Source organism: Aquimarina litoralis, from assembly GCF_019295435.1.
In the GTDB taxonomy this organism is placed as follows: Bacteria; Bacteroidota; Bacteroidia; order Flavobacteriales; family Flavobacteriaceae; genus Aquimarina; species Aquimarina litoralis_A.
Genome location: NZ_WEKL01000045.1, coordinates 17055 through 41176 on the forward strand (window position 1 = coordinate 17055; position 24122 = coordinate 41176).

The following is a 24122-nucleotide window of genomic DNA, read 5'->3' on the forward strand; positions in this document are numbered from 1 at the left end:
TTCTAGGAGTTAAATGGAATATTTATTAGCTAATAACTGTGCTTCTTTACTCAATAATTCGTTTGCATCTTCCTTTCCTTTCAGAATAAAATCTATTGCTTTTTGATCAGGTTTCATTCCTTTTTCTTCTAAAACAACACCTACTGCCAAGGTAACCACTATTCGAGTTCCGATCTTTTTTGCAGCAGTATCATATAAAGGTTCCAATTCATCAATAGTTACTCCTTTTGCAGCCTCCAAAATCTTACTTTTAAGTGCTTCTCTCTTCTCTTCTGGTAAGTTGGTATACTTCTTCCCTGCTCTTTTTATTTCATTGATTGGTGCTACTTCTATTTTGGTATTAGTAGCAGGTTTTTTAGAATTATTAGCATTCTGATTCGTATTTGGCTTTACTTTAGCCCAAGTATCTCTTAAACCAACAGTTTTGTTGAAAACTAATTTCCCTGATGCACTATCTGGATCGACATTGAAGTAACCTAATCTTTGAAATTGAAATCTTTCCAAATGCTTAACTTCTGCCAAACTAGGTTCTATATATCCTGTAATAGTCTCTAATGAATTTGGATTTAAAAATTCCATAAAATCCTTTTCCTTATGACTATCTGGAGCTTCATCATTAAACAAGCGATCATATAATCGCACTTCAGTAGGTATAGCGTGCTGTATGGATACCCAATGTAATGTCCCTTTTACGTTACGTTTTGATTCTTCAGTACCACTACCTGATTTACTTTGTGGATCATAGGTACAATGAATTTCAGTAATGGTACCATTAGCATCTTTCACTACGCTCTCACCTTTAATGATATATGCATTTTTTAGTCGTACTTCTTTACCTAATGTAAGTCTGAAATATTTTCTACCTGCTTCTTCTTTGAAGTCTTCTCTTTCTATATATAATTCTTTAGAAAAAGGAACTTTTCTCAATCCTGCCGCTTCATCTTCAGGATTATTTTCAGCTTCTAACCATTCCTCTTTAGAATCTGGATAATTTGTAATTACTAGTTTAACTGGATCCAATACTGCCATTACTCTTGGTGCAGTTTTATTTAGATCCTCACGAACGCAGAATTCTAATAAGGATACATCAATTACATTTTCTCTTTTAGCTACACCAACGGTATCCACAAATTTTCTGATAGATGTTGGTGTATATCCTCTTCTTCGTAGACCAGAAATTGTGGGCATTCTGGGATCATCCCATCCTTCTACAATTCCTTCATTTACCAATCTTAACAGTTTACGTTTACTCATTATCGTATAACTAAGATTCAATCTTGCAAACTCTCTTTGTTTTGGTCTAATACTTTCATTATTATATACTTGATCCAAAAACCAATCATATAATTTTCTATGTGGTTTAAACTCTAAAGAACATAATGAATGTGAAATGTTTTCGATATAATCGCTTTCCCCGTGAGTCCAATCATACATTGGATAAATACACCAGTCATCACCAGTCCTATGATGTGATTTTTTAAGAATCCTGTACATTAAAGGATCACGCATAAGCATATTAGGATCCGCCATATCAATCTTCGCTCTTACTACATGTGCTCCCTCATCAAACTCACCCTTTTTCATCCTTTCGAATAGCTCTAAATTCTCTTCTACAGATCTATCTCGAAATGGGCTATTGATACCAGGTTCTGTAGTAGTACCTTTCTGCTCAGCAATAGCTTCAGAAGATTGACTATCTACATAAGCCTTTCCTTCTTTTATCAATTGGATTGTCCAATCATATAATTGTTGAAAATAATCAGAAGAATAGCATTCCTTATCCCATTGATATCCTAACCAACTAATATCTTCTTTGATAGCATCTACATATTCTTGCTCTTCTTTAGCTGGATTTGTATCATCAAAACGTAAATTTACAGGAGCATCATATTTTAATCCCATTCCAAAACTAATTCCAATAGCTTTTGTATGTCCGATATGTAAATACCCATTAGGTTCTGGAGGAAAACGAAAACGCAAATCTTTTTGATTCATTCCATTTGCAAGATCTTCCTCAACAATATGCTCTAAAAAATTAAGTGATTTTTTTTCTTCTGTCATTTGATAAAAATAAAGTACAAAACTACCTAATATTTCTAATGATACACAACAATTGTATAATATCTATCTAATTGCTAAGATACCCTATTATAAAAGGGGTGTTTTCTTGTAAAATCTTTTAGAAGATTCTATTACCTTTGTAAAAAAAATTTGTGGGGTTAATCAAGCTTAAAAACATCAAGATATACGCCTATCATGGTTGCCTTGTTGAAGAGAAAAAAATTGGTTCTGATTACAGAGTAGATTTAAAAGTTAAAGCAAATTTGAATAAATCAGCTCAGTCTGATCATCTTTCGGATACTGTTGATTATGTACATCTTAATCATATTGTAAAGGAAGAAATGGCGATACGTTCTAAACTATTAGAACATGCTGCGGAACGAATTTTAAATCGTATATTAGAAGAGTTACCTTTAGTGGAAAAAGCGACAGTTGATGTCTCTAAAATTAATCCACCAATTGGCGGAAATGTGCAGATGGTTACAATTACCAGAAGTAAAAAAAGATAAATACGTCTGAAGTATTCATAAATTTTTTTACATTTGCCGTCTAAGTTTAAAAAGGGTGTCGTGGCCGAGTGGCTAGGCAGTGGTCTGCAACACCATCTACAGCGGTTCGAATCCGCTCGACACCTCAAAAAAAAGTCCTGTAATTTTTACAGGACTTTTTTTATTTAAAACTAGATTCTGGTTTTATTTTCTCTATTCTATCTTGAATTTTCTGTTCCATAGTATCCGGTAATACTCCTTTTACAATTAGAAAAATACCAAACACCACCATGATCATACTAATACTACGCTTGATCAAATATGTACGTTTTGGAGTTAATTTTCGTTTTAAACGTTTTGCTAACAACATCTTCATTATATCTATTAGCAAATAGGTTATTAAAACCATAGCAAAAAACACAACTATCCTGTTTGTGTTCATATCCATTTGTGGTCCAGCCACTACGATAATACCAATCCAAAAACCTAATACTCCAATATTAATAAAGTTGAGTAAAAACCCTTTAAAAAAAAGTACTAAATAGTTATTCTTATTTATAATTTCTACTGAAGTATCTCTTAGTTTATTATAATTCTTTCGTTCTTTAATAAAAGAAATTGCTCCATACGTTGCGAGTAGCATACCACCAAATACGAATAGTGCAGGATCATCTTTTATCTTTTCAAGAATTTGATTTGTACTGAAATAAGCAATTAAAATAAAGACGATATCCGCAAAAATAACTCCAAGATCTACTGCTAATGCAGCTCTAAATCCTTTGATAGCTGCAGTTTCTAATAAAACAAAAAATACAGGTCCAATTAAAAAGGCTAGTACAAACCCCAGAAGTATTGCTGCTTGAGCGTCTTGAAACATAAAAAGAGAGTATATTTCTTACAAAGTTAGAAAATACAACTTAGTTTACCTCTATAATTTTACCTCCAAAGACTTTTTTTCCATCGACTTCTTTTGGATTTCCATAAATTCTTATAGTACCACCAGCAGCAGTATTTGCTTTTACATAATCACTAGCATTTACATTTGCTCTTCCTCCAGCACTAATTTTTACTTTCGTACTCTTTGTTTTTAGATCTTCAGCCATGTACTGACCACCAGCTTTTACAGTAACTTCTTGCTCATCAGCAATTCCTTCTAAATGTAATCCACCACCACTTACAGCTCTAGCGAGTAGTCTTTCGGTTTCAATTTCTGCATAAATATCTCCACCTTCTTGCGCTCGTAGATCCAATAAATCCGAAGAGATGATCTCTTTCACCATAATCTTTGCTCCTTCATTTACATCAAGTTTAGAAATATTAGTATAGTATACAACTACTTTGGTATCATTGTTATCCCAAGTATTACTCAATGACATTTTAATTTTTAAAACATTATTTTTCAATACTACATCAACTTCTCGCCTGCTGATTCCAGAAATTTCCACCTTATTTTCTGATCCTTTCACTAATTTTACTTCTACTTTGTCAAAAACTTTAAGTTCATTAAAATCTCCAACATTTTTAGTGATTACCTTTTGAGCTTGTAGTGTAGATACTACTAATAATAACAAAAGAACTATTACTTTTTTCATTTCCTTACTAAATTTAAATTTGATAATTGTGTGATTTATATCTTGATTAACGATTCTAATACATACTTTATTCTATATCCTCTTTGCTACCTAATAATCTAAAATCTAAGTGTCTTTTAACAAGGTCTGCATTTTTTACTTTTACATATACTTCATCTCCTAATTGATACATTTTTTTAGTATTCTGACCAATAATAGCGTATTCATCTTGGTCAAATATATAATGATCATCAGTCATATCTTTTAGTCGAATCATCCCTTCACATTTGTTACTTATAATTTCTACATAAATACCCCATTCTGTAACTCCAGAAATTACACCTAAAAACTCTTCATCTTCATGATCTTTCATGAATTTAATCTGCATATATTTTATAGAATCTCTTTCGGCACTAGCTGCTAAATTTTCCATTGAGCTACTATGATTACATTTTTCTTCGTACTCTTCCTCTGCAACAGATTTTCTATTATCCAAATAATGTTGTAACAAACGATGTGCCATAACATCAGGATATCTTCGAATTGGAGAAGTAAAATGAGAATAGTAATCGAACGCTAATCCATAATGACCAATATTATGTGTAGTATACTCTGCTTTACTCATACTTCGTATCGCCAATGTATCTACTAAGTTTTGTTCTTTTTTTCCTTGAACATCTTTTAATAGTCCATTTAGCGATTGTGTGGTTGTTTTTCGATCTCTTAAGTCTAATTTATAACCAAACCTACCAATTACATTTTGTAAAGCAGCAAGTTTTTCATCATTAGGCTCGTCGTGCACACGATATACAAATGTTTTCTTTGGATTTTGTTTTCCGATGAATTCTGCGACTTTCTTATTAGCAAGCAACATGAACTCCTCAATAAGCTTATTAGCGTCCTTAGACGTCTTAAAAAACACTCCTACTGGGTTGCTTTCTTCGTTTAAACTAAACTTTACTTCTACTTTATCAAAAGAAATAGCTCCTTTACCCATTCTTTGAGTACGCATTTTTTTAGCCAATTCATCTAACTTTACCACTGCATCGGCAACCTTTTGATCTGCGTTATACGCTTTTCCTGTTAATGAAATTTCTTCTGGAATACTGTTTTTACCAGTTTCAATGATATGTTGTGCTTCTTCATACGCAAAACGTGCATCAGAATACGTTACTGTTCTTCCAAACCATTGTTTTTTAATTTCCGCTTTATCATTTAATTCAAAAACAGCAGAAAATGTATACTTTTCTTCATGAGGTCTTAGTGAACAAGCATTGTTCGATAAAACTTCGGGAAGCATAGGTACTACTCTATCTACCAAATACACAGAAGTTGCTCTTTCATAAGCTTCATCATCTAAAATGGTTCCTGGTTTTACGTAATGAGAAACATCTGCAATGTGAATTCCTATCTCGTAATTTCCATTCTCCAGTACTTCAAATGAAAGTGCATCATCGAAATCTTTGGCATCTTTAGGATCAATCGTAAACGTGAGCGTTTTACGCATATCTCTACGTTTTTTGATCTCTGATTCTTGAATAGAAGTATCCAATTCATTCGCAAAATTTTCTACTTCAGATGGAAACTCATACGGTAAGCCATATTGCGCAAGAATAGCGTGAATTTCGGTATGATGTTCACCAGGTTTCCCAAGTACTTTTACCACTTTTCCAAAAGGCGAATCTGCCTTTTCTGGCCAGTCTTCTAATTTGACTAATACTTTATCACCATCTTCAGCACTTTTGATTTTGTTTTTCGGTATAAAAATATCTGTATACATTCTTGAATCTTGCATATTCACAAATGCATAATTTTTCTGTATTTCAATAACACCTACAAATTCATTTTTGCTTCTTTTAATGATTCTAGAAATTTCTCCTTCACTCTTACCTCTCCGTTTTCTTTTGTAAATATATACCTCTACTTCATCGCCGTTAAGTGCTTTATTAAGGTTATTATTAGGGATAAAAATATCATCTTCTAATTCTTCTACAATCACATATCCTGTGCCTTTGGATGTAATTTCTAAAATTCCAGTATAGGTATTGATATTGGGTACGATTTTAAATTTACCTCTATCAACTTCTTCAATTTCTTTTTTTGCAGCTAACTGAGTTAATTTCTTAATTATCTGGTTTCTACTACTTGGATCATCCACACCAAACTTAGCAGCAATCTGTTTATAGTTAAAAGTTTTATTAGGTTCTGATTTGAGTATTTTGAGTATTCCTTGCGTAATATTTTCAATTTTGGGAGACTTTTTCCTTCTTCCTCTTCTTCTTTTTCTTTTCATTAATGTCTTTTAAATTATATAATATAAAATTACAGCTTATCTTTTAAGGTTAATTGTTTTCTGTATAAACTTTTATTAAATATTAAATTTTGTTATTGTTTAAAGTTAAAAAAATGTATTATCTGTAAATCAATTGTTTACATAAAAATAATTTAAACAAATCTTTATATATTTCTTAAAATTTACTTAATTTTAAAATACGAAGATTGTTATTTATTCGTTTGGTACTAATACATATGATACCTAAAGTCAAAAAAATTCATAAGATCGTATTTCTCTTTGCTCTAATATTTCTATTAGGTCTATACTACGCTACAATTTATATAGGAAATACAATGGACGAACGTACAGACATCAATGAAAAATCAGAAATAAACGGTGCAATACAATCTGATAAGGAAGCCACACAAATCAACTAAGGCTATTTTTAGATAATTTGTATATTGTAAATCATCAATTATCTGGAGTACTTTTCATGAAAGATTTTATTACAATAGCAACCTTTACATATCCAAACGATTATGCAATATTACGACTTCTTTTGGAAAGAGAAGGAATTTCTCATTTTTTTGAGAACGAAACAATGATTGGTGTTTTTCCATTTTACTCTAACGCACTCGGCGGAATTCATCTAAAAATCCATCCCAAAGATAGAACAAGAGTTCAAGAAATCATAGATGATCTTAACACTAATTCTCATCTAAGAATCATCTAATTTTTATAATTCCTATTTCATTTAGTTTTCAACACTTATTATATATATTCTTTTTTTCTTTTTTAAAATTTAAAATAAAACTGATTATTATTATGTAGTGTTGATAGCGGTATAACTTTTTTAAATTTTTGTTGCTTTTTAAGTTAGTTTGATTTTTCAGAAATATATTAACAACATATAACAAGGTTAAATGGTTGAGAATCTTATCAAAGTTAATTTTAATTAACAGATGTTCATAGGTTATAAACACATATTTTTATTAATATTTTTACGGGAAAACCATAGTTGATAACAATAAATTAATGTTTAAAAACTCCACAAGAAAAACTCACTAATAAATTTTGATTTGTGCTTAAGACCCTTGTATTCTAATTTAAATTCACAACTCCAAATAAAGTTTCTCAATTTTAGGAACTATTTATTCACATCCAATGTTAACACAAGGTAAGGAGTTATTAACATTGGGGTAACATTAAGGTAATTTATTGATTTTTTGGAGTTTACTTTTTTGGTTTGAAGTATCTTTGTTTCATCAACAAATCTAGAATCTAAAAAATAAATTAAAATTTAAAAGTTGTGAAAATAGCTATAGGAAATGATCACGCAGGTACTGAGTATAAATTTGGTATAATCACATATTTAAAATCTCAGGGAATTGAAGTTGTTAATTACGGAACAGATGAAAATAGTAGCGTAGATTATCCAGATTTTGTACATCCAGTGGCAAAAGATGTAGATACCAATGTTGTCGATTATGGGATACTTATTTGTGGAAGTGGAAATGGAGTTTCGATGACTGCTAATAAATATCAAAATGTAAGAGCTGGTTTATGTTGGACCAAAGAAATAACAGAATTAACACGTTTACACAACAATGCGAATATCATTAGCATTCCTGCTAGGTTTACCTCATTACCACAAGCTATTGAAATGGTAAAAACGTTTTTGGCAACAGAATTTGAAGGAGGTAGACATGAAAATAGAGTGAATAAAATTTCTATGTGTTAATAACTCCTATATGGATACCATTTCTTTTGAAGTTAAAGAGTTTACTGAGCTCTCTAGTGATGAATTATATAAAATTTTGCGCTTACGCGCAGAAGTATTCGTAGTAGAGCAAGATTGTGTATATCAGGATATAGATAATAAAGACCAAAAGGCACTACATATACTAGGTTTTAAAAATGATCAAATAATCGCATATACTCGATTATTTGACGCTGGGGCTTATTTTGAAGAGTCAAGTATTGGTAGAGTAGTAGTGGCCGAAAACGAACGAAAATACGGTTACGGACATGATCTTATAAAGCAGAGTATAGAAGCAATAAAGGAACGCTATGATACAGAAGAAATAAAAATTTCTGCGCAGTGTTATCTAAAAAAGTTTTACGAAAAACATGGTTTTACTCAAATAGGAGAGGAGTATCTGGAAGATGGTATCCCTCATATTGCGATGATAAGAACCTAAAAAGAAAAAACCCAGCAAAATTTCTGGGTTTTATTTTTTTCTATGGGAAACATGGTTTATTCTAAAATGTACTAAAATATAGATGCATTATCTATCATTACTTTTTGATATGTTTTTTATGCTGTCCTCCGCATATGTAATTGTTTTTACTTTTTTGTTTTTATCAAAATATATACAATGATAATCTTTATAGTCTAAAGACCTATATTTTAAGACAAGTAATGTATCTTGTATGGTTTGACCGATATAGTTTTCATGCCAAGAAACTCCGTTTCCAAATGAAGGTATTATCGAGTTCACTTCTTCTAATTTCATCCCTGATTTTATTTTCTTTATAAGAGAATCGGCTAACATTCGTTGTTTAGAACTAACTTTTTTACTTAATATAACAGCCGGAGTATCTTTAAGCTGTAGCAGCTTTCTATGTGTAGAATCAACTAAAGCCCATTTATTATTTTCAAATTTCCGAAAATATAGAAATATTCCATGATGTGTATTGAAGGTTATAATGACTTGAGCAAGTGATTTATTTTTAACAATATCTTCAATAGCAAAAATATTTGTGTTGTAATTATCAATGAAATATTCTGTGTTCTTTACCGCAACTTCATCTGTAAAGGAATGAYTTTCGTTTAAAAATTTATTGGATAAAAAATATACTTTTTCTTCTTTAGGAATGTTACATTTCTTTTTCAAAAAGGAAATTGCACCACCAGGCTTTTTGAATATTAAGGATATAATATCATCAAAATCGATATTTGATTTTTGTCCGAAAGACATATTTATTGAAAGAATAAATATGTACAAAAACAATTTTTTTTCCTTATTCATTTTAAAAAATTTAGTTGCAATCATTATTAAGAGAATCTATATTATCTTCCACATATAATCGTAATCCAGTCATAAATATTGATTGATCTTCTACTCTGTAATCATTTACATATGCGTCTTCAAACAAATCACCCGTTTCACTACCACTATTTGCACCTTGACTACTATTTATATGGAAATCTCCATGGTGAGTAGTTTCATGTGCAATTATCAAAACCATTCTAATTAAGTTTAACATTCCATCCACGGTATTGTAATTATGATTGCCATTTTCAAAATCATTTACAGCAGCAGTATTTAATAAAATAACATTATCACCATATTCTCCTGATCCTAATCCTGTCATTGCTGGAAACTCTCCATCTCCAAGTATTCCACTTTCAATTTGTAATGAAGGACCTTTACCAAATTCAAATATATCAGTAAGTTGTTGAGGGCTATAGTAAGAGTGTTCAGACAATGCATTCATAAATCTATAATCTTTTAAAAAACAACTGATTTTACCATCTACTAAGTCAACTAATTTAGGATAATTAGCTCTATAAATTGAATCTAAATTAGCTGGAAATTGATAAGGAGGGGTAAAAGACTCAGGTAATTCAAAACCTTCAGGAGTTACAGGTTTGTTAGTTCTATCAATATTATTTCCTGGGCCATTACCTCCTGTAGATCCACAAGATAAATAGGTTTCTTGTGAGGTTCCGGTACGCTCGCGATATTTAAAACGTGAACTTGTAATCGCACCGGTATGATTATTAAATTCTACTTCATACCAATAGGTCCAATGAATAATTTCACGGGTTTGATACGAACACCCACTGCCAGTGCTTCCTCCTCCAGTACCTTCGCATTTTACTGCAATTTCTCGATCTGGCGTCAACTCAGAAAAACGCAAAGCGTCATTAAAGCAGGTGCGATTTCTGATCGTATGAATCTCCAATAATCCTTCTTCTTTTAATTGAGAGATCAAAGCTCCTTGTTGATAATTTTCGATACTTATTTTCTGACCGGTTATAGTATATAAATACGCCATTCCGGTAAAAGAAGTTGTTTTGAGATAAGAATCCACTTGCGTTTGTGAAGTCTCTGGTAACTGAGAGCTTATAAAATAGGTAATGGTGTTATCATCGTCAAAGCGAGCAATCAAATGAAACTTTTTTTGAGAGGTATAACCTGCTATATTTAAATTTGATTGATATTGGGTATGGATGTCGTATTCATAATACAGATGATCTTCAATTTTCTGAGAAATCTCGGAATTCCAATCAATTTCAAAATTACTTTTTTCCATTCCAGGACTATCTTTCCACTGATCAAATGAAAAGTTGTTTTTAATCATTTGTTGTCTGGATTGAGTAGGATTGTCGATGTTTTCTGTTTCACAACCTACTAAGATAATGCTGATGATCACCAGTGCGATACTACTAAATTTCCCCAAATTCATATGTGTTTGTTTAATTTTATACATATAACTAACCCTCAGACAATCTGCTATCTGGGTTAGCTTCCCCTTATAGCATTAGTAACAAAAATAAAATTATATTATTGTTTGCCGCACTAATATTTGGGGAATTTTTATTGAATAATCAAAGGGATATTACCCTTAGAGTCGTTTGATATAAAATAGGATCAAACCATACAAACTATATAATGGACATGGTATATAAGAAAACCTCTATTTCAAAATACTTTGATACTTTGATGTGTTACCAAGTATTTCTTTACTTTTTTTGATTTCTGGGTTATTAGCTATGTAATAGTTATACAAACCTTCTCTGTATGAATAGCGTTTTACAATCTCATCGGTAAGCAAGTTCGCTATTTCGGTTTTATAGGTATCTAAGCCTTTTTCTTTGGATTTTTTAATCGTAGCAAGCAAGGCATTGTAACTTTCGTTAATATCAGTGTCTAATTTCTCTCTTTTAGCTATTTCTAAGGATTTTTGTAAAGATCTTTCTGTTGCGGTTTCATAATCAAAACCGCTTTGTTTTACGAAGTTTTTAAAGTCTTCATAATCCTTATCAGTAAATTCAAATTTGCTGATATCCATATTTTGATGCGAGTAGTAATATTTTGTTCCATAATCAAAGATGGCATCAGACTGTAGCAGAGAAGTGGTGATATTACTAAATTTAGAGGTTTCCATTTCAATATCTGGTTGGATTCCACCTCCATCATAGACAGTTCTTCCGTTTTTCGTTTTAAAGGCTTTAAAATCCTTTTCACTGATACGAACTGCTCTATTATTTTCATCGCGATTCCAATAATCCAATGCTTGGATGCATCTACCACTAGGTGTATAGTAGCGTGAAATTGTTATTTTCAATTGAGTTCCGTAGGTCAATTTTTTTGGACGTTGTACCAAACCTTTTCCAAAACTTCTGGCTCCAATTACGACTCCTCTATCTAAATCTTGTATGCTTCCGGCAACAATTTCACTTGCAGAAGCACTTCTTCCATTTACCAAAACTACCAATGGGATTTCTGTATCAATAGGCGTTTTTTTGGTAAAATATTCTTTGTTGTATTTTTTTACTACTGATTTTGTGGTTGTAATTAATTCTCCTTTAGGAACAAATATATTAGTAACATTAATAGCTTCGCTTAATAAACCACCAGGATTTCCTCTAAGATCTAAGATAATCTTATCAGCTCCTTTTGCTTTTAGATCTTTTAATGCGGCCACAGTTTCTGAAGAAGCTTTATTATTAAATTTAGATAATACGATATATCCAGTATTGTCATCCAGTAAAGCCGAAAAAGGAACTGCTTTTACTTCGATTTCTTCTCTTTTTAGGGTAGTGGTTTTAATTTGATTTTGTCGTCTATAGCTAATGTCCACCGTGGTGCCACTAGCGCCTTTAAGAAGTTCTCCGGCATCTTCTTCAAAATCTGACACCATTACATCACCAATTTTAATAATCTCATCTCCCGCTTTGAGACCTGCTTTGTCTGCTGGATAATCTTTATGAGGTTCTACAATGATTATTTTGTCTTTTACTGTTTTTACCGAAGCACCAATACCTGTATACTCTCCAGCATTTCTAATTTTAGAAGCTTCTACATCTTGTTCATTCCAATATTTGGTATATGGATCCAAATCATCCAGCATTGCTTTAATTGCTGTATCCATAAGTTCGGCAGGATTGGTTTCATCTACATAGTTCATATTTAATTCTTTGAACATGGTAGTGAAAATTTCAATCTGTTTTGCTATTTCAAAAAAATCAGATTTGAAACTTACTGTAGAAAATAGAATAATAACAGCGATTGCAGGATAAAGGATTTTCTTTTTCATACGCTTTTCTTTTGTTTAATAAGTAAAAGACATCGAAAAAATTAAGATGTTTCGATTTCCTTTACAATGAACTTTTGTAATATTTCTTTTATTTTAGATTCTATCAACTTATAGTCAGGCATTTCTTTTCCTGTATATAAGAACATAAAAGTGTAGTGATGAGAAGTGTTAGTGTGTACAAGATACTTATTTTTCCGATAACTTTCGCGTAATAGCCGTTTTATACGATTTCTTTCTACAGCTTTTTTAAAATTCCGTTTGCTTACAGAAACAGTAGCTTGAATAGAAGATTCTGTTTCTATAGTAGTTTTTCTATAAATAAGGCGTACAGGATGTTTAGCAATCGATTTTCCTTCAGAAAAAATTAACTCTATTTCCTTTTTACTTTTTAACCGTTCTTTAACGCCAAAACTTGCTCTCATAGTCTCGGTAAATGTACTGATAAGAATTGAGATATATTCATAAAAAAACCTTGGCTCTAATCAGTGCCAAGGTTTTTAAACAAATTGTTTTTAAAACTTAGTTTTTATTAAAAACTATCGCTTTAGTTCTTTGATCAGAGCTTATCTGTAATATATAATTACCTTGAGGTATATTACTAACATTTATTTGTTTGTCGCTATTTAAAACGCCTGTTTTTATTTGCTTACCATCGAAACTGTAAACGTGGAAATCTAAATCACCTTCTACAAAAGCACTTTCTACTTCAACATTTATTACATCCTTCGCTGGAATTGGCCAAGCAATAAGTTTAGAATCTGCAGTAGCATTAAATTCTTCAACAGATAATGTAGCCTCTATAGTTGCTTCATACATACCATTACCATGAGTTCCGATTAAAAGTTTATTATCGGCAGGTCTGTATACCAATCCACTCACTAAAGCAAAACCTATTTGGTTAGGAGCTTCTATTTCCCAATCTTCATTAACAGGATCAATAGAACTATAAAGACCTCTTGCAGTACCAACAAAATATCTAGTTTGATTATTAATTTCTGTAATTGCTGCAGATCTTATAGAAAAAGCATCTAGATTTCTTTCTATTACAGTCCAAGTAGGGGTATCATCTGTTGCATTATTGGTAAGATAGATATTGGTAACTCCATAGTTAGAATACGTTAACAATACCGTATCATTATCACTTGGGTGCACTGCAATACCACTAACCGCTCCAGTTGCTCCAGGAGGTGTAATGTTAACAGTTGTGGTTGAAGTTGTATTTTGAGGATCATCTAATCTAAGTAAAGTACCAGTGCTACTACCGATAAGTAGATAACTATTAACCCCATCATAAGCACCCCAACTATTAGCCATTTGTCTAATATTCTGTCCAGGTAAAAAAGGAGTTAAACTATTCCATGTATTGGAGGTAACTGTACTAGACGCATCAGTTCTATATAAAACATTTTGTCCTGCATAATATAAAGCATTGTTATTACTTGGATCTAAATGGAAATACGTTACAAATTGACTACTGGATAAAGCAGGTGTAATTTCAGGGAAACCGTTTGATGATCTAAAAATTCGACCATTTTGAACACTAACAAAAAACTGTAAGTTCGGAGCATCTTCGCTTGATATTGCCACGGCAGCTCCATCACCTCCAGCTACACTTGACATAGTAGTAGCATCAGGTTGACCAACAGAAAGTCCTCCAGCTGTTGTTCCATTATCTTGAGCTCCACCAATAACAAAATCAGAGCCCGCTTGAGGATCCATTGCTACATGATAATATTGATAGGTTTGATAGTTGTTATTTAAGTTCGTCCAACCAACCTGAAGACCGGTAACATCTGCATTGTGAATACCACCATCTGTTCCGCTAAATAAAACATCTGGATTATTAGGGTCGAATTCTAAAGCGTGAATATCTGGGTGGTGTTCATCTCCTCCACCTAAATCATATAGACCATAGCTTTGATTGCTTATGTATCCACCTATCCTTGTAAAAGTAGGATTATTATTAATATCTAAAATTCTATACGCGTTTGTTCCTCCAATAACTACAAAATTTTCGTCATCTGGTTTTACACTTACAACAAGATCATAACCTCCTTGTACAGCAATAGGATCGTTTCCTGCTAAATCTCCACCTGGTTCATCTGGCATTCTATCAGAAAAATCAGTCCAAGAATCATCGCTATCATCCCATCTCCATAAACCTGCTTCGATTGGTGATCCTGAAACGGTATGAAATGCATATACGATATTTTCATTTGAAGGAGCAACTGCTAATACCATTCTACCACTAGATCCAAATCCTGGAGTAGTGTTAGATCCAATTCTTGTATAAGATCCAATTCCAGTTGGCGATGTCCATACTCCATTACTAGTAGCCGATGAACCAGAAAAAGCAGCATAAACGATTCCTGTACTAGTGATTGTAAGATCAGAAAAGAAATTACCACCAGCATCTAATTCAAGCGTCCAAACCGAACCATCAAAACGTCTGATAGCTCCAAGAGTTGCGGCATATAAATCACCTGTGATAGGGTGAACGGCTATTTTAAATATAAGATCGAAAGGAGAATCAAATTGTTCTTGAGTAGAAGCTGTGCTAGGTATCTGAGTCCAATTTAATCCGCTATCTGTTGATTGCCAAATTCCTTGACCAAGAAACTGAGCACCTGTTGCATTTGCACTATTACCAATAGCTTCACCAGTACCATAATACCAAATATTTTCAGAACCAGCTCTTGGATCTTGAGCAATGGTAGTCACATTGTGAATTTGATTATTAGGAGAAACTTTTGTCCAATTAGCTCCTCTGTTTGTAGTTCTAAAAACCCCACTACTTACACCTCCTGCGATGATAGTATTACTAGTAGCATCTGTTCTATCTATAACCAAAGAGCGCGTTCTACCACCTAAGTTGGATGGTCCTCTGGATATATAGCTGGCGTTTTGTGCTTGTTTTGAATTATTAGAAAGTGATTTAACCATCATTTCCTTAGCTACCGCAGCTTCTCTTTGCTTTTCCTGTAAAGGAATTTTACCTGTTTCAGGATTTACTTGTCTTTCAAATTCATCTTTGAAACGTTCTTCTACTGATCTTCTATGTTCTTCAATAGTTTTCTTTTTCTTTTTTTCTTTTTTCAATGATGAGATTTCATTTCCCACAAGATCTTTTGAGTCATTTTCCCCATAAAGCGATGTCAAAATTACTCCAACAACTAATGAAAGAGCAGATAAGAATAGTAGTAATTTTTTTGTTTTCATTGAGAATAGTTTAATTTAAAGTATATTAATTGAGTTTTGTATCCAATTTTCGCAATGTACGACATATAAAAGTTTGAGTACCTTTATATAACAACTTAGTTCACATTAATCCTACATTATTTAACAAATATTAAGATATAGACGAAAGAAGTTTGGCTTACTTACATAAACTGATAAAAAAAACACCTTGTCAAACTAATTGAATTTGACAAGGTGTTTAAAAGCTATTTTTATTTTAATCTAACTATTGAGAATAGTGATTGTTCTTTTTATCAATATCCGCCATTTGTTCTGTTATATCAATCTTAACTGATTTTATATCAGATTTAGCTTTAGAAATATTAAAGGTAAAAGTAGGATTGGTCCAAGCCCAATCTGATAAGGTAGTTCTATTCATTTTCGGGAAAGGATTTTCTTTTTCTTTTCTCATCATTCTTAAAGGAACATAAAAAGATTCTTTTGTTCCATCAGTATATTCTATGTAAACATCAATAGGCATTGGCATTAATCCAATACGTTCTAAAATTATATTGGTAGTATTTTCTTTTTCTGAAACTTCCTTAATACTATAATCTATAGTATTTGTGGTTTGTGTCCAGTCCGTTAAATACCAATCCAATTGAATTCCCGAAACTTTTTCTGCTACTCTTTTAAAATCGTTTGGAGTAGGATGTTTAAATTTCCATTGATCATAGAATTTTCGGATTGTTTTTGCAAGATTATCTTGTCCGATTACATATCCAAGCTGTGCCATAAAAACGGCTCCTTTTGCATAAGCTGAAGCACCGTATGCTCCATTTCTTGTAAAACGATCTGCATGTGTAGATTGTGGTTGCTCAATTCCTGAAGTAGCCAATTGCAGATAACCTCTATACATTCCATTCATAGGATTAGGTTTGTTTTGTCCCATTACCTTATCCATAGCTAATGTGGAAATGTAACTTGTAAAACCTTCATCCATCCACTCATGTTTTGCTTCGTTTGTTGCTAGAACGTGCTGAAACCAAGCATGCGCCATTTCATGAGCAGTTACCCCAACTAAACTTCCAAAACTTCTTTTACCGGTTATCAAGGTACACATAGCATATTCCATTCCTCCATCTCCTCCTTGTATGATAGAGTATTGATTATATGGGTATTTTCCTATTTTATCACTAAAATAGTTCATTAGATCAACGGATTTAGGTTGTAGTTTTTTCCAGTTTTCTAGAAATTCTTTATCCTCACTTTTCTTATATAAGAAATGAAGAATAGGACCATCAGGAACTTGTACTACATCATGAATATATTCAGGATCTGCTGCCCAAGTAAAATCATGAACGTTTGGCGCAATAAAACGCCAGGCAAGTTTTTTTCCTTTGCGTTTTACTTTGGTACCTGGTTTTTCGTATCCGTATCCTATTTCTTGCGAGTTTTGAAGGTATCCAGACCCTCCTAAAATATAGTTTTTATCAATATTTATAGTTACATCAAAATTACCCCAAACACCATGAAACTCTCTACCAATGTATGGATCTGCGTGCCATCCTTCAAAATCATATTCAGCCATTTTAGGATACCATTGTGTCATCGATAAGGCAACTCCTTCTTTGTTATTGCGTCCAGAACGACGAATTTGTTGAGGAACCTGACCCTTAAATTCCATGGAGAAAGTTACTTTTTCTCCAGGTGCAATAGGTTTGTTAAGTTGCACTTCCATAATTGTACCAGCAACCTCATATTTTATTTTTTTCCCATTTTGTTTTAGGGAAGATACTTTTATGTATCCAATTTCTTCAGGAGTAAGTTTACTAATTCTATCCATTACTCTAGGATCAGGATCAGCTATGGTTCTGGAACGAACATCCATTTCACTTCCTGGTTGAAATGCATTAAAATATAAGTGATAAAAAACTTGGTGTAATGAGTCAGGAGAGTTGTTTGTATAAACGAGTTCTTGCGTACCTGTATATTGAAAGTTTTCTACATTCATATCCACGTTCATTTTATAATCAACGTGTTGTTGCCAATAGCCTGTATTATTTTGTGCCGAAACACTTAAAATGGATAGTAAAAATCCAAAGGAAATTAGTTTAGAGATCATTTTGTTTTATTTTGATAGTTTTTCAGCCAAAATAAGGGCGTTATATAAATTTACCATTTTACCGGATTTAGATAATTCTGTAAACTTATCAGATTTGATACCGTCTTCTCCAACAATTACTGTTGCAGTAGTACTTAAACCACTATTCATAAGTATTTGTTTTACTTGAGAAGCTTTTAATTTAGGATAATAGGATCTGATAAGTGCCGCAACACCAGAAACAGCTGGTGCTGCCATTGATGTACCTTGAAGATATTCGTAAGAGTTTGAAGGTGTGGTAGCCCATATTTTTACGCCAGGAGCAAAGGCATCGACATTATTTTTTCCGTAGTTAGAAAAATTGGCTACTAAATTAGAGCCATACTCATAGTTCAAAGCACCAATAGTTATAAAATTATCAGAAATTTCAGTAGAATTATCCGTTTGGTCATTAGGATAGACTTCTTTTTGATCTAAATCTAACCCTTCATTACCTGCAGCATTTACTATTAAGACATCTTTTTCACTGGCGTATTTAATAGCATCTCTAACCCATTCTGGATGCGTAGAATAGTATTTACCAAAACTTGTGTTGATTACTTTAGCTCCATTATCTACTGCGTATCTTATGGCAAGAGCAATATCTTTATCATATTCATCTCCGTTAGGAACCGCTCTAATTGCCATTATTTGTACGTTTTTAGCAACTCCATTAACACCTTTTCCATTATTGCGTTCTGCTGCGATAATTCCAGATACGTGTGTTCCATGCTTTATTCCTTCTTTATCAGTATTAGGACCCATTACATTATTATTTCCATAATTTACATCCGTAATGTCGTCAACATTATCATTCACGATAGTTCTTCCATCAAAATCTACATTTAGATGATAGTTCAATTGTTCCGTAAAGTATTCTATACCTCCTTCGAGATTATGAATAAAATCCGGAATTGTTTCGCCTTTTTCTAAAAACCCAAACATATGAGACAATAAAGCTATGTATTGTTGCATTTGCGGAGTTTCAGCTTTTACACCTAACAACTCTTGTTGGTTATAATCTTCTTTTCCAAGAACCTCGGTTATTTTTTTGTGAGAAGGCTTTACTTGTTGTACAATCTGCTCATATTGGGTTTTAGTTCCAATTGCGTTTTGATATTCTTCTTCAAGTTCTGCTTTGGCAGTTATATATGTTTGATACTCATTTCTATCAGCAGCACTGACAGAAGCAAGGTTTTTACCTTCATATTTAGACTTTAGTTTTTTTACGATTCTAGTATATTCAAGGTTTTCGTTTTCAGAATCCCCGAGAAAATTCCAACCATGAATATCATCTATATATCCGTTTTTGTCATCATCCTTACCGTTATTTTTTATTTCTTTAGGATTCGTCCAGATAACACCATCTAAATCTTCATGTTCTATATCAACTCCACTATCGATTACACCAACAATAACAGTTTCTCCTTTTTTGTTTTTTAGTAACTCGTCATACGCCCTGTTTACACTCATTCCCGGAATAGTATCAGTTTTTAGATCTGCAGAGTTCCAATTTTTCAATTGTGCTTCTGTTAAAACTATATTTTTAAGTGGGATAGTATCAATGTTTTCTATGGGAGTAGATACAATTGTAGGTGCTCCACAACTCACCATCAACATTGATGAGGTAATAGAAGCAATGATTAATTTATTAGACTTGGGGTTCATAGTATTTTTAATTAAATATTTCATTACAAGTAAATGTTTCTTTGTATCGCACACCTTTTTCAGTCTGCTGTACGGTAATTATTTCATTATGGGCATCATGTTCCATAAATAAGCACCAATTATTTTTAGCTGCATTTTCCAAAAATAATTTTTTCTCGGGTAATGTTAATAAGGGTCTTGTATCATACCCCATAACATATGGTAATGGAATATGGCCAGCTGTTGGCAATAGATCCGCCATAAAAACAATAGTATGTTCTTTATAAGTTATATGTGGAATCATTTGTTTTTCTGTATGACCGTCAGCAAATAGTACGCCAAAACCTAATTCTGTTTCTTTTTGAAAAGTTTCTCCTGTTCTGGAAATGAAGTTTAGATGCCCACTTTCTTGAATTGGTAGTATGTTTTCCGATAAAAAAGAAGCTTTTTCTCTAGCGTTTGGTTCGGTGGCCCATTTCCAGTGATTTTCATTACTCCAAACTTTTGCATTTTTAAACGCGAGTTCATAACCTGTTCTGTCCTTATTCCAAGCGACTACACCTCCACAATGATCAAAATGCAAATGCGTAATAAATACGTCAGTTATATCGTCTCTATGAAACCCTTTTTCCTTTAAAGAGGTATCTAAATTATCATCACCCCACAATGAATAATAACCGAAGAACTTGTCGGATTGTTTATTCCCCATTCCGGAATCTATAAGAATTAATCGATCTCCTTCTTCAATTAAAAGACATCTAGCTGCAATATCTATTAGATTATTAGAATCAGCTGGATTTGTTTTGTTCCATAAAACTTTTGGAACAACACCGAACATTGCTCCACCATCTAACTTAAAGTTTCCTGCTTTTACAGCATGTAATTTCATGTATGTATATTATTGATTTTAGAAATCAGTTAACGCACTGCAAAATTATTTTTTGAATAGATTAAAGCTTTTCAACAAAACTGATTCTAAGATAAACACCAAAATTTTTGCAAAATAGAAAAAATGTGAAGTATGATTATTTAATTTTTAGACTTTTTAACAATCTTTCGTTGATTTGTTTCAATAGTTTATAAAGTTACTTGTTTTTCGACGCAACTTTTTAGTTAATAATTAACTCTTCTATTCTCCTTAGTTCTTTTTTAGTAAAAAATGTATGGTCATCTTTCTTTACCATAAAATTGATTTGTACTATGTATTTCTAAAAAAATCTCATATTTTGCTAATCCTAATACTTAGAACTAAAGCATGGTTGAATTAGCGGGCATTATAATTTTAGGAATATTAGCACAATGGGTTGCTTGGAAGTTTAAAATCCCTGCCATACTTCCTCTTATATTGATAGGTCTTTTAGTTGGACCAATTGCAACTTTATATACTGAGGATGGCACTAAGTTAATACAACCGATTTATAATGGTGTCGAAGGACTCTTTCCTGGAGAAAGTTTGTTTTATTTTGTTTCTTTAGCGATCAGTATCATTCTTTTTGAAGGAGGACTTACTTTGCGAAGAGATGAAATTTTAAATGTAGGTCCCGTAATTCTAAAGTTAATTACGGTGGCTGTTGTTGTCACATTTTTTGGAGCTGGGTTTGCTGCTCATTTTATCTTTGATCTTAGCTGGCCAATTTCTTTTTTATTTTCATCACTTATTATTGTAACGGGTCCTACTGTAATTACTCCTATTTTAAGAAATATACCTTTGAAAAAAGATATTTCTGCAGTATTAAAATGGGAAGGAATTCTGATTGATCCTATAGGCGCTTTAGTGGCAGTTTTGGTTTTTGAATTTATTAGTGTAGGAGAAGGAGAGGCGTTTACAAAAAAAGCTTTTATTGAGTTTGGAAAAATAGTTTTGTTCGGTTTCACATTCGGTTTCACCTTTGCATATGCCTTGGCATTTGCAATCAAAAGAAAAATAATTCCGCACTATTTATTAAATGTTTTCACACTGGCGGTTGTGCTAGGAGTATTTGTTTTATCAGATGTTTTTGCGCATGAATCGGGGCTATTATCTGTTGTAGTTATGGGTATGGTTCTAGGGAATATAAATTTACCCAACTTTGATGAACTATTGTATTTTAAAGAATCTTTAAGTGTATTATTAATTTCTATTTTATTTATTCTTCTTTCTGCAAACATAAATATAGAGGAGTTGCGATTAATATTTAACTGGGATGCTATTATACTTTTCGCTTCTGTTGTTTTTATTGTTAGACCTTTGGGAGTGTTTCTGAGTTCAATGAATTCAGGCCTACGAATAAATGAAAAGTTATTTATTAGTTGGGTTGGGCCGAGAGGAATTGTAGCTGCAGGAATCGCTTCGTTATTTGGTTTAAAACTAGCCAAAATAGGTGTTCCAGAGGCGGAATATATTACACCTTTGGTGTTCATGATTGTACTAGGAACAGTTCTATTAAACGCTACTACTGCTAGATTATTCGCGAAAGTAGTAGGTGTTTTTTTAACAAAGTCAGAAGGTATATTGATAATCGGGGCATCCAAAGTTTCTCGTTTAATTGCTTCATATTTAAAAAGCAACCAACGTCATGTAGTGTTGGTGGATAGTAATAGAGAAAATGTTAAAAAGGCCAAGAACCTTGGATTAGAAGCTATAGAAGGAAGTATTTATAGCGATCAGTTAAAAAATAACATTGAATTAAATGACATTGGATTTTTAATGGCACTCACAGGAAATAGTGACATCAACAAATTTGCTATTAATCAATTCAAGGATCAATTTGGAGAAAATGGATCTTTTAGACTTGTAAGTTCTGAAGAAATGAATGATCCAAATAATAATCCGGATGAAGGTTTGTTTTCTCACACAGATGATTATAATACTTTAATGACTTTGGCAGAAAAATATCCAAGTATTCAAGAGATTAAGGTTAATGATGAATCACAGTATAATTCTTTGATCAATAAGACAAAAAAAGGAGAAGAAATTATTCCATTATTCATAAAAGAACCGAATAATAATATTAGAATTATTTCTGCTTACACTGAAAAGATGGAAGAAATTAATGAGGATAGCTACTTAGTTTATATAGGAAAGCCTATAGATGTTGAAGAATTAAAATAGACGACAAAAAGACTTGTTTTTTCGTTAAACCGCACAATTTTAACAAAAAATTTTGTTAATTATAAATTAAACCAATATATTCGCCTTCCTAAAAATTAATTTTTAAAACCCAAATTATGAAAAAACTTATGTGTATTGCCGTTTTCGGTATGGCTTTAGGATTTACTTCTTGTAGTGAAGATGATGTGGTAGATTTTGCTTGTGATACAGTTAGAGACGGCCTTAGAGCTCCTGTTCAAGCAGCTATAGACGCATATAACGAAGACACTTCTTCTAGTACGTTATGTGATGCGGCTAGAGACGCAATCGAGACTTATAAAAGTAATGAATGTGGAGATGCACATTTTGATCAAGTTTTAGCAGGTCTACCTGATTGCTCTACGTTATAGATTATCAATACCATACGTATTTAAATTATAAATTAAAAAGGAGGCAATTTGCCTCCTTTTTTAATATTAATTTTTATCATTAGTTTTCTTTAATAAGATATACATAAACCGGAAAATGATCACTATATCCTCCTGTATACGCTCCATTTGCAAAACTTCTATAAGGGTATCCCTTGTATCTTCCTCGTGGGTTGGCAAGATAATTCTTGTTATAAACGCCTGCTTTATAATATCTATATGAGCTATAATCTTTGTCAAGTAATCCTTTAGAAACTATAATCTGATCAAAAAGATTCCAGCTGTCTCTCCAAGCAAGAGATCCAATACCTTTTTTAGACATATTATACATAGGGTTATATAAGCCTTTTAACTTTACATCTTTTTTTTCGGATTTAGCACCTAATACTTTTTTTACACTATCATTATCTGGGTCATCATTAAGATCTCCCATTGTAATTACTTTTGCGTAGGGATCGATATCAAACAATGAATCAATGATCTTTTTATTTAAAGCGGCAGCTTTTTCTCTTTTATAACGACTACGGGCTTCTCCACCACTTCTTGAAGGCCAATGGTTTACTATAACATGTATTAAATCTCCATCAAGATAACCACTAACCAACAACTGGTCTCTGGTGTATACTCGTTTTTTGGTGTCACCATTATTATAAATTAATAATTCGTGTACACTTGTGTTTACAGGACGAAACAATGATTTTTGATATAGTAAAGCAACATCGATTCCTCTACGGTCTGGAGAATCAAACTGTACGATACCATAATCTTTGGGTAATAAAACGGGTTCGTTAGCCAAATCTTCTAATACTTTTCTGTTTTCGATTTCTGCAACTCCAACAAGAGCAGGGGCATTTTTTGTAACATCAGCACCAATTTCCGATATAACCTTAGCCATATTCTTAAGCTTGTCTTTATAGATTTCTGCAGTCCAG

At 32.3% G+C, this 24122-nt stretch carries 20 protein-coding genes and 1 tRNA gene; 8 read left to right on the plus strand and 13 right to left on the minus strand.

The annotated features are described in order from the left end of the window. Window positions 1–9 precede the first annotated feature (9 nt). Complete coding sequence (locus GBO31_RS18875; RefSeq protein ID WP_219010026.1) at window positions 10–2061, minus strand: glutamine--tRNA ligase/YqeY domain fusion protein; 2052 nt, start codon at window positions 2059–2061, stop codon at window positions 10–12. 152 nt (window positions 2062–2213) lie between these two features. Here GBO31_RS18875 and folB point away from each other — a divergent pair, with 152 nt between their 5' ends. Together folB and GBO31_RS18885 are read left to right on the plus strand one after the other, a co-directional pair. Next, entirely contained in the window at window positions 2214–2570 is a 357-nt protein-coding gene (gene folB / locus GBO31_RS18880) for a dihydroneopterin aldolase (RefSeq protein WP_219010027.1), read from the plus strand. 54 nt (window positions 2571–2624) lie between these two features. Beyond that, window positions 2625–2695, plus strand: a tRNA-Cys gene (locus GBO31_RS18885). A gap of 35 nt (window positions 2696–2730) precedes the next feature. Here GBO31_RS18885 and GBO31_RS18890 read toward each other — a convergent pair. The 3 genes from GBO31_RS18890 to rnr form a co-directional block, all read right to left on the minus strand. Continuing rightward, entirely contained in the window at window positions 2731–3426 is a 696-nt protein-coding gene (locus tag GBO31_RS18890) for a LysE family translocator (protein WP_219010028.1), read from the minus strand. A gap of 40 nt (window positions 3427–3466) precedes the next feature. After that, window positions 3467–4141 (minus strand): head GIN domain-containing protein, encoded by a 675-nt coding sequence (locus GBO31_RS18895; protein WP_219010029.1) that lies wholly within the window; start codon window positions 4139–4141, stop codon window positions 3467–3469. A gap of 67 nt (window positions 4142–4208) precedes the next feature. Further along, a complete protein-coding gene (gene rnr, locus GBO31_RS18900) occupies window positions 4209–6413 on the minus strand; it encodes a ribonuclease R (protein ID WP_219010030.1) in 2205 nt (734 codons plus the stop codon). A gap of 236 nt (window positions 6414–6649) precedes the next feature. On the opposite strand from rnr, the gene GBO31_RS18905 reads away from it, so the two are divergent. The 4 genes from GBO31_RS18905 to GBO31_RS18920 all read left to right on the plus strand — a co-directional run bounded on the left by GBO31_RS18905 (window position 6650) and on the right by GBO31_RS18920 (window position 8596). Beyond that, window positions 6650–6832: a hypothetical protein gene (locus GBO31_RS18905; RefSeq protein ID WP_219010031.1), complete on the plus strand. Its 183-nt coding sequence runs from the start codon at window positions 6650–6652 to the stop codon at window positions 6830–6832. 56 nt (window positions 6833–6888) lie between these two features. Further along, complete coding sequence (locus GBO31_RS18910; protein ID WP_219010032.1) at window positions 6889–7128, plus strand: DUF2007 domain-containing protein; 240 nt, start codon at window positions 6889–6891, stop codon at window positions 7126–7128. Between the two features lie 576 nt (window positions 7129–7704). Further along, on the plus strand, window positions 7705–8136 hold the full coding sequence (gene rpiB / locus GBO31_RS18915) for a ribose 5-phosphate isomerase B (protein WP_219010033.1): 432 nt from the start codon (window positions 7705–7707) through the stop codon (window positions 8134–8136). A 10-nt stretch (window positions 8137–8146) separates the two neighbouring features. Then, the gene (locus GBO31_RS18920; RefSeq protein ID WP_219010034.1) at window positions 8147–8596 is read left to right on the plus strand and encodes a GNAT family N-acetyltransferase; all 450 of its coding nucleotides are present in this window, start codon (window positions 8147–8149) and stop codon (window positions 8594–8596) included. 87 nt (window positions 8597–8683) lie between these two features. Here GBO31_RS18920 and GBO31_RS18925 read toward each other — a convergent pair whose 3' ends face one another. The 8 genes from GBO31_RS18925 to GBO31_RS18960 form a co-directional block, all read right to left on the minus strand. Then, window positions 8684–9427 (minus strand): hypothetical protein, encoded by a 744-nt coding sequence (locus GBO31_RS18925; RefSeq protein WP_219010035.1) that lies wholly within the window; start codon window positions 9425–9427, stop codon window positions 8684–8686. 10 nt (window positions 9428–9437) lie between these two features. Then, window positions 9438–10871: a hypothetical protein gene (locus GBO31_RS18930; protein WP_219010036.1), complete on the minus strand. Its 1434-nt coding sequence runs from the start codon at window positions 10869–10871 to the stop codon at window positions 9438–9440. A gap of 231 nt (window positions 10872–11102) precedes the next feature. Continuing rightward, window positions 11103–12725 carry a S41 family peptidase gene (locus GBO31_RS18935; protein ID WP_219010037.1) on the minus strand — a complete coding sequence of 541 codons (1623 nt, stop codon included), beginning with the start codon at window positions 12723–12725 and terminating at the stop codon, window positions 11103–11105. 41 nt (window positions 12726–12766) lie between these two features. Next, on the minus strand, window positions 12767–13147 hold the full coding sequence (gene rnpA, locus GBO31_RS18940; RefSeq protein WP_219010038.1) for a ribonuclease P protein component: 381 nt from the start codon (window positions 13145–13147) through the stop codon (window positions 12767–12769). Window positions 13148–13244: 97 nt separating this feature from the next. After that, the gene (locus GBO31_RS18945) at window positions 13245–15944 is read right to left on the minus strand and encodes a T9SS type A sorting domain-containing protein (RefSeq protein ID WP_219010039.1); all 2700 of its coding nucleotides are present in this window, start codon (window positions 15942–15944) and stop codon (window positions 13245–13247) included. Between the two features lie 244 nt (window positions 15945–16188). Continuing rightward, window positions 16189–18027 (minus strand): M1 family metallopeptidase, encoded by a 1839-nt coding sequence (locus GBO31_RS18950; RefSeq protein ID WP_219010040.1) that lies wholly within the window; start codon window positions 18025–18027, stop codon window positions 16189–16191. A gap of 6 nt (window positions 18028–18033) precedes the next feature. Then, window positions 18034–19737: a S8 family peptidase gene (locus GBO31_RS18955; protein ID WP_246615919.1), complete on the minus strand. Its 1704-nt coding sequence runs from the start codon at window positions 19735–19737 to the stop codon at window positions 18034–18036. After that, the gene (locus GBO31_RS18960) at window positions 19721–20581 is read right to left on the minus strand and encodes an MBL fold metallo-hydrolase (protein WP_219010041.1); all 861 of its coding nucleotides are present in this window, start codon (window positions 20579–20581) and stop codon (window positions 19721–19723) included. Before GBO31_RS18960 ends, GBO31_RS18955 begins: the two co-directional genes overlap by 17 nt. A 366-nt stretch (window positions 20582–20947) precedes the next feature. Between GBO31_RS18960 and GBO31_RS18965 the strand changes: the two genes are divergently transcribed. Then, window positions 20948–22783: a cation:proton antiporter gene (locus GBO31_RS18965; RefSeq protein WP_219010042.1), complete on the plus strand. Its 1836-nt coding sequence runs from the start codon at window positions 20948–20950 to the stop codon at window positions 22781–22783. A 116-nt stretch (window positions 22784–22899) separates the two neighbouring features. After that, window positions 22900–23172 (plus strand): hypothetical protein, encoded by a 273-nt coding sequence (locus GBO31_RS18970; RefSeq protein WP_219010043.1) that lies wholly within the window; start codon window positions 22900–22902, stop codon window positions 23170–23172. A gap of 79 nt (window positions 23173–23251) precedes the next feature. Here the strand turns inward: GBO31_RS18970 and GBO31_RS18975 are convergent. Beyond that, window positions 23252–24122 (minus strand): endonuclease/exonuclease/phosphatase family protein (locus GBO31_RS18975; protein WP_219010044.1); only part of this gene is annotated, 871 nt, incomplete at its 5' end.

Bases quoted from the DNA above. Each gene is read 5' to 3' on its own strand.
- GBO31_RS18875 (WP_219010026.1), bottom strand. From the start codon at position 2,061: ATGACAGAAGAAAAAAAATCACTTAATTTTTTAGAGCATATTGTTGAG.
- GBO31_RS18890 (WP_219010028.1), bottom strand. From the start codon at position 3,426: ATGTTTCAAGACGCTCAAGCAGCAATACTTCTGGGGTTTGTACTAGCC.
- GBO31_RS18895 (WP_219010029.1), bottom strand. From the start codon at position 4,141: ATGAAAAAAGTAATAGTTCTTTTGTTATTATTAGTAGTATCTACACTA.
- rnr (WP_219010030.1), bottom strand. From the start codon at position 6,413: ATGAAAAGAAAAAGAAGAAGAGGAAGAAGGAAAAAGTCTCCCAAAATT.
- GBO31_RS18905 (WP_219010031.1), top strand. From the start codon at position 6,650: ATGATACCTAAAGTCAAAAAAATTCATAAGATCGTATTTCTCTTTGCT.
- GBO31_RS18910 (WP_219010032.1), top strand. From the start codon at position 6,889: ATGAAAGATTTTATTACAATAGCAACCTTTACATATCCAAACGATTAT.
- GBO31_RS18920 (WP_219010034.1), top strand. From the start codon at position 8,147: ATGGATACCATTTCTTTTGAAGTTAAAGAGTTTACTGAGCTCTCTAGT.
- GBO31_RS18930 (WP_219010036.1), bottom strand. From the start codon at position 10,871: ATGAATTTGGGGAAATTTAGTAGTATCGCACTGGTGATCATCAGCATT.
- GBO31_RS18935 (WP_219010037.1), bottom strand. From the start codon at position 12,725: ATGAAAAAGAAAATCCTTTATCCTGCAATCGCTGTTATTATTCTATTT.
- rnpA (WP_219010038.1), bottom strand. From the start codon at position 13,147: ATGAGAGCAAGTTTTGGCGTTAAAGAACGGTTAAAAAGTAAAAAGGAA.
- GBO31_RS18945 (WP_219010039.1), bottom strand. From the start codon at position 15,944: ATGAAAACAAAAAAATTACTACTATTCTTATCTGCTCTTTCATTAGTT.
- GBO31_RS18950 (WP_219010040.1), bottom strand. From the start codon at position 18,027: ATGATCTCTAAACTAATTTCCTTTGGATTTTTACTATCCATTTTAAGT.
- GBO31_RS18955 (WP_246615919.1), bottom strand. From the start codon at position 19,737: ATGAAATATTTAATTAAAAATACTATGAACCCCAAGTCTAATAAATTA.
- GBO31_RS18960 (WP_219010041.1), bottom strand. From the start codon at position 20,581: ATGAAATTACATGCTGTAAAAGCAGGAAACTTTAAGTTAGATGGTGGA.
- GBO31_RS18965 (WP_219010042.1), top strand. From the start codon at position 20,948: ATGGTTGAATTAGCGGGCATTATAATTTTAGGAATATTAGCACAATGG.
- GBO31_RS18970 (WP_219010043.1), top strand. From the start codon at position 22,900: ATGAAAAAACTTATGTGTATTGCCGTTTTCGGTATGGCTTTAGGATTT.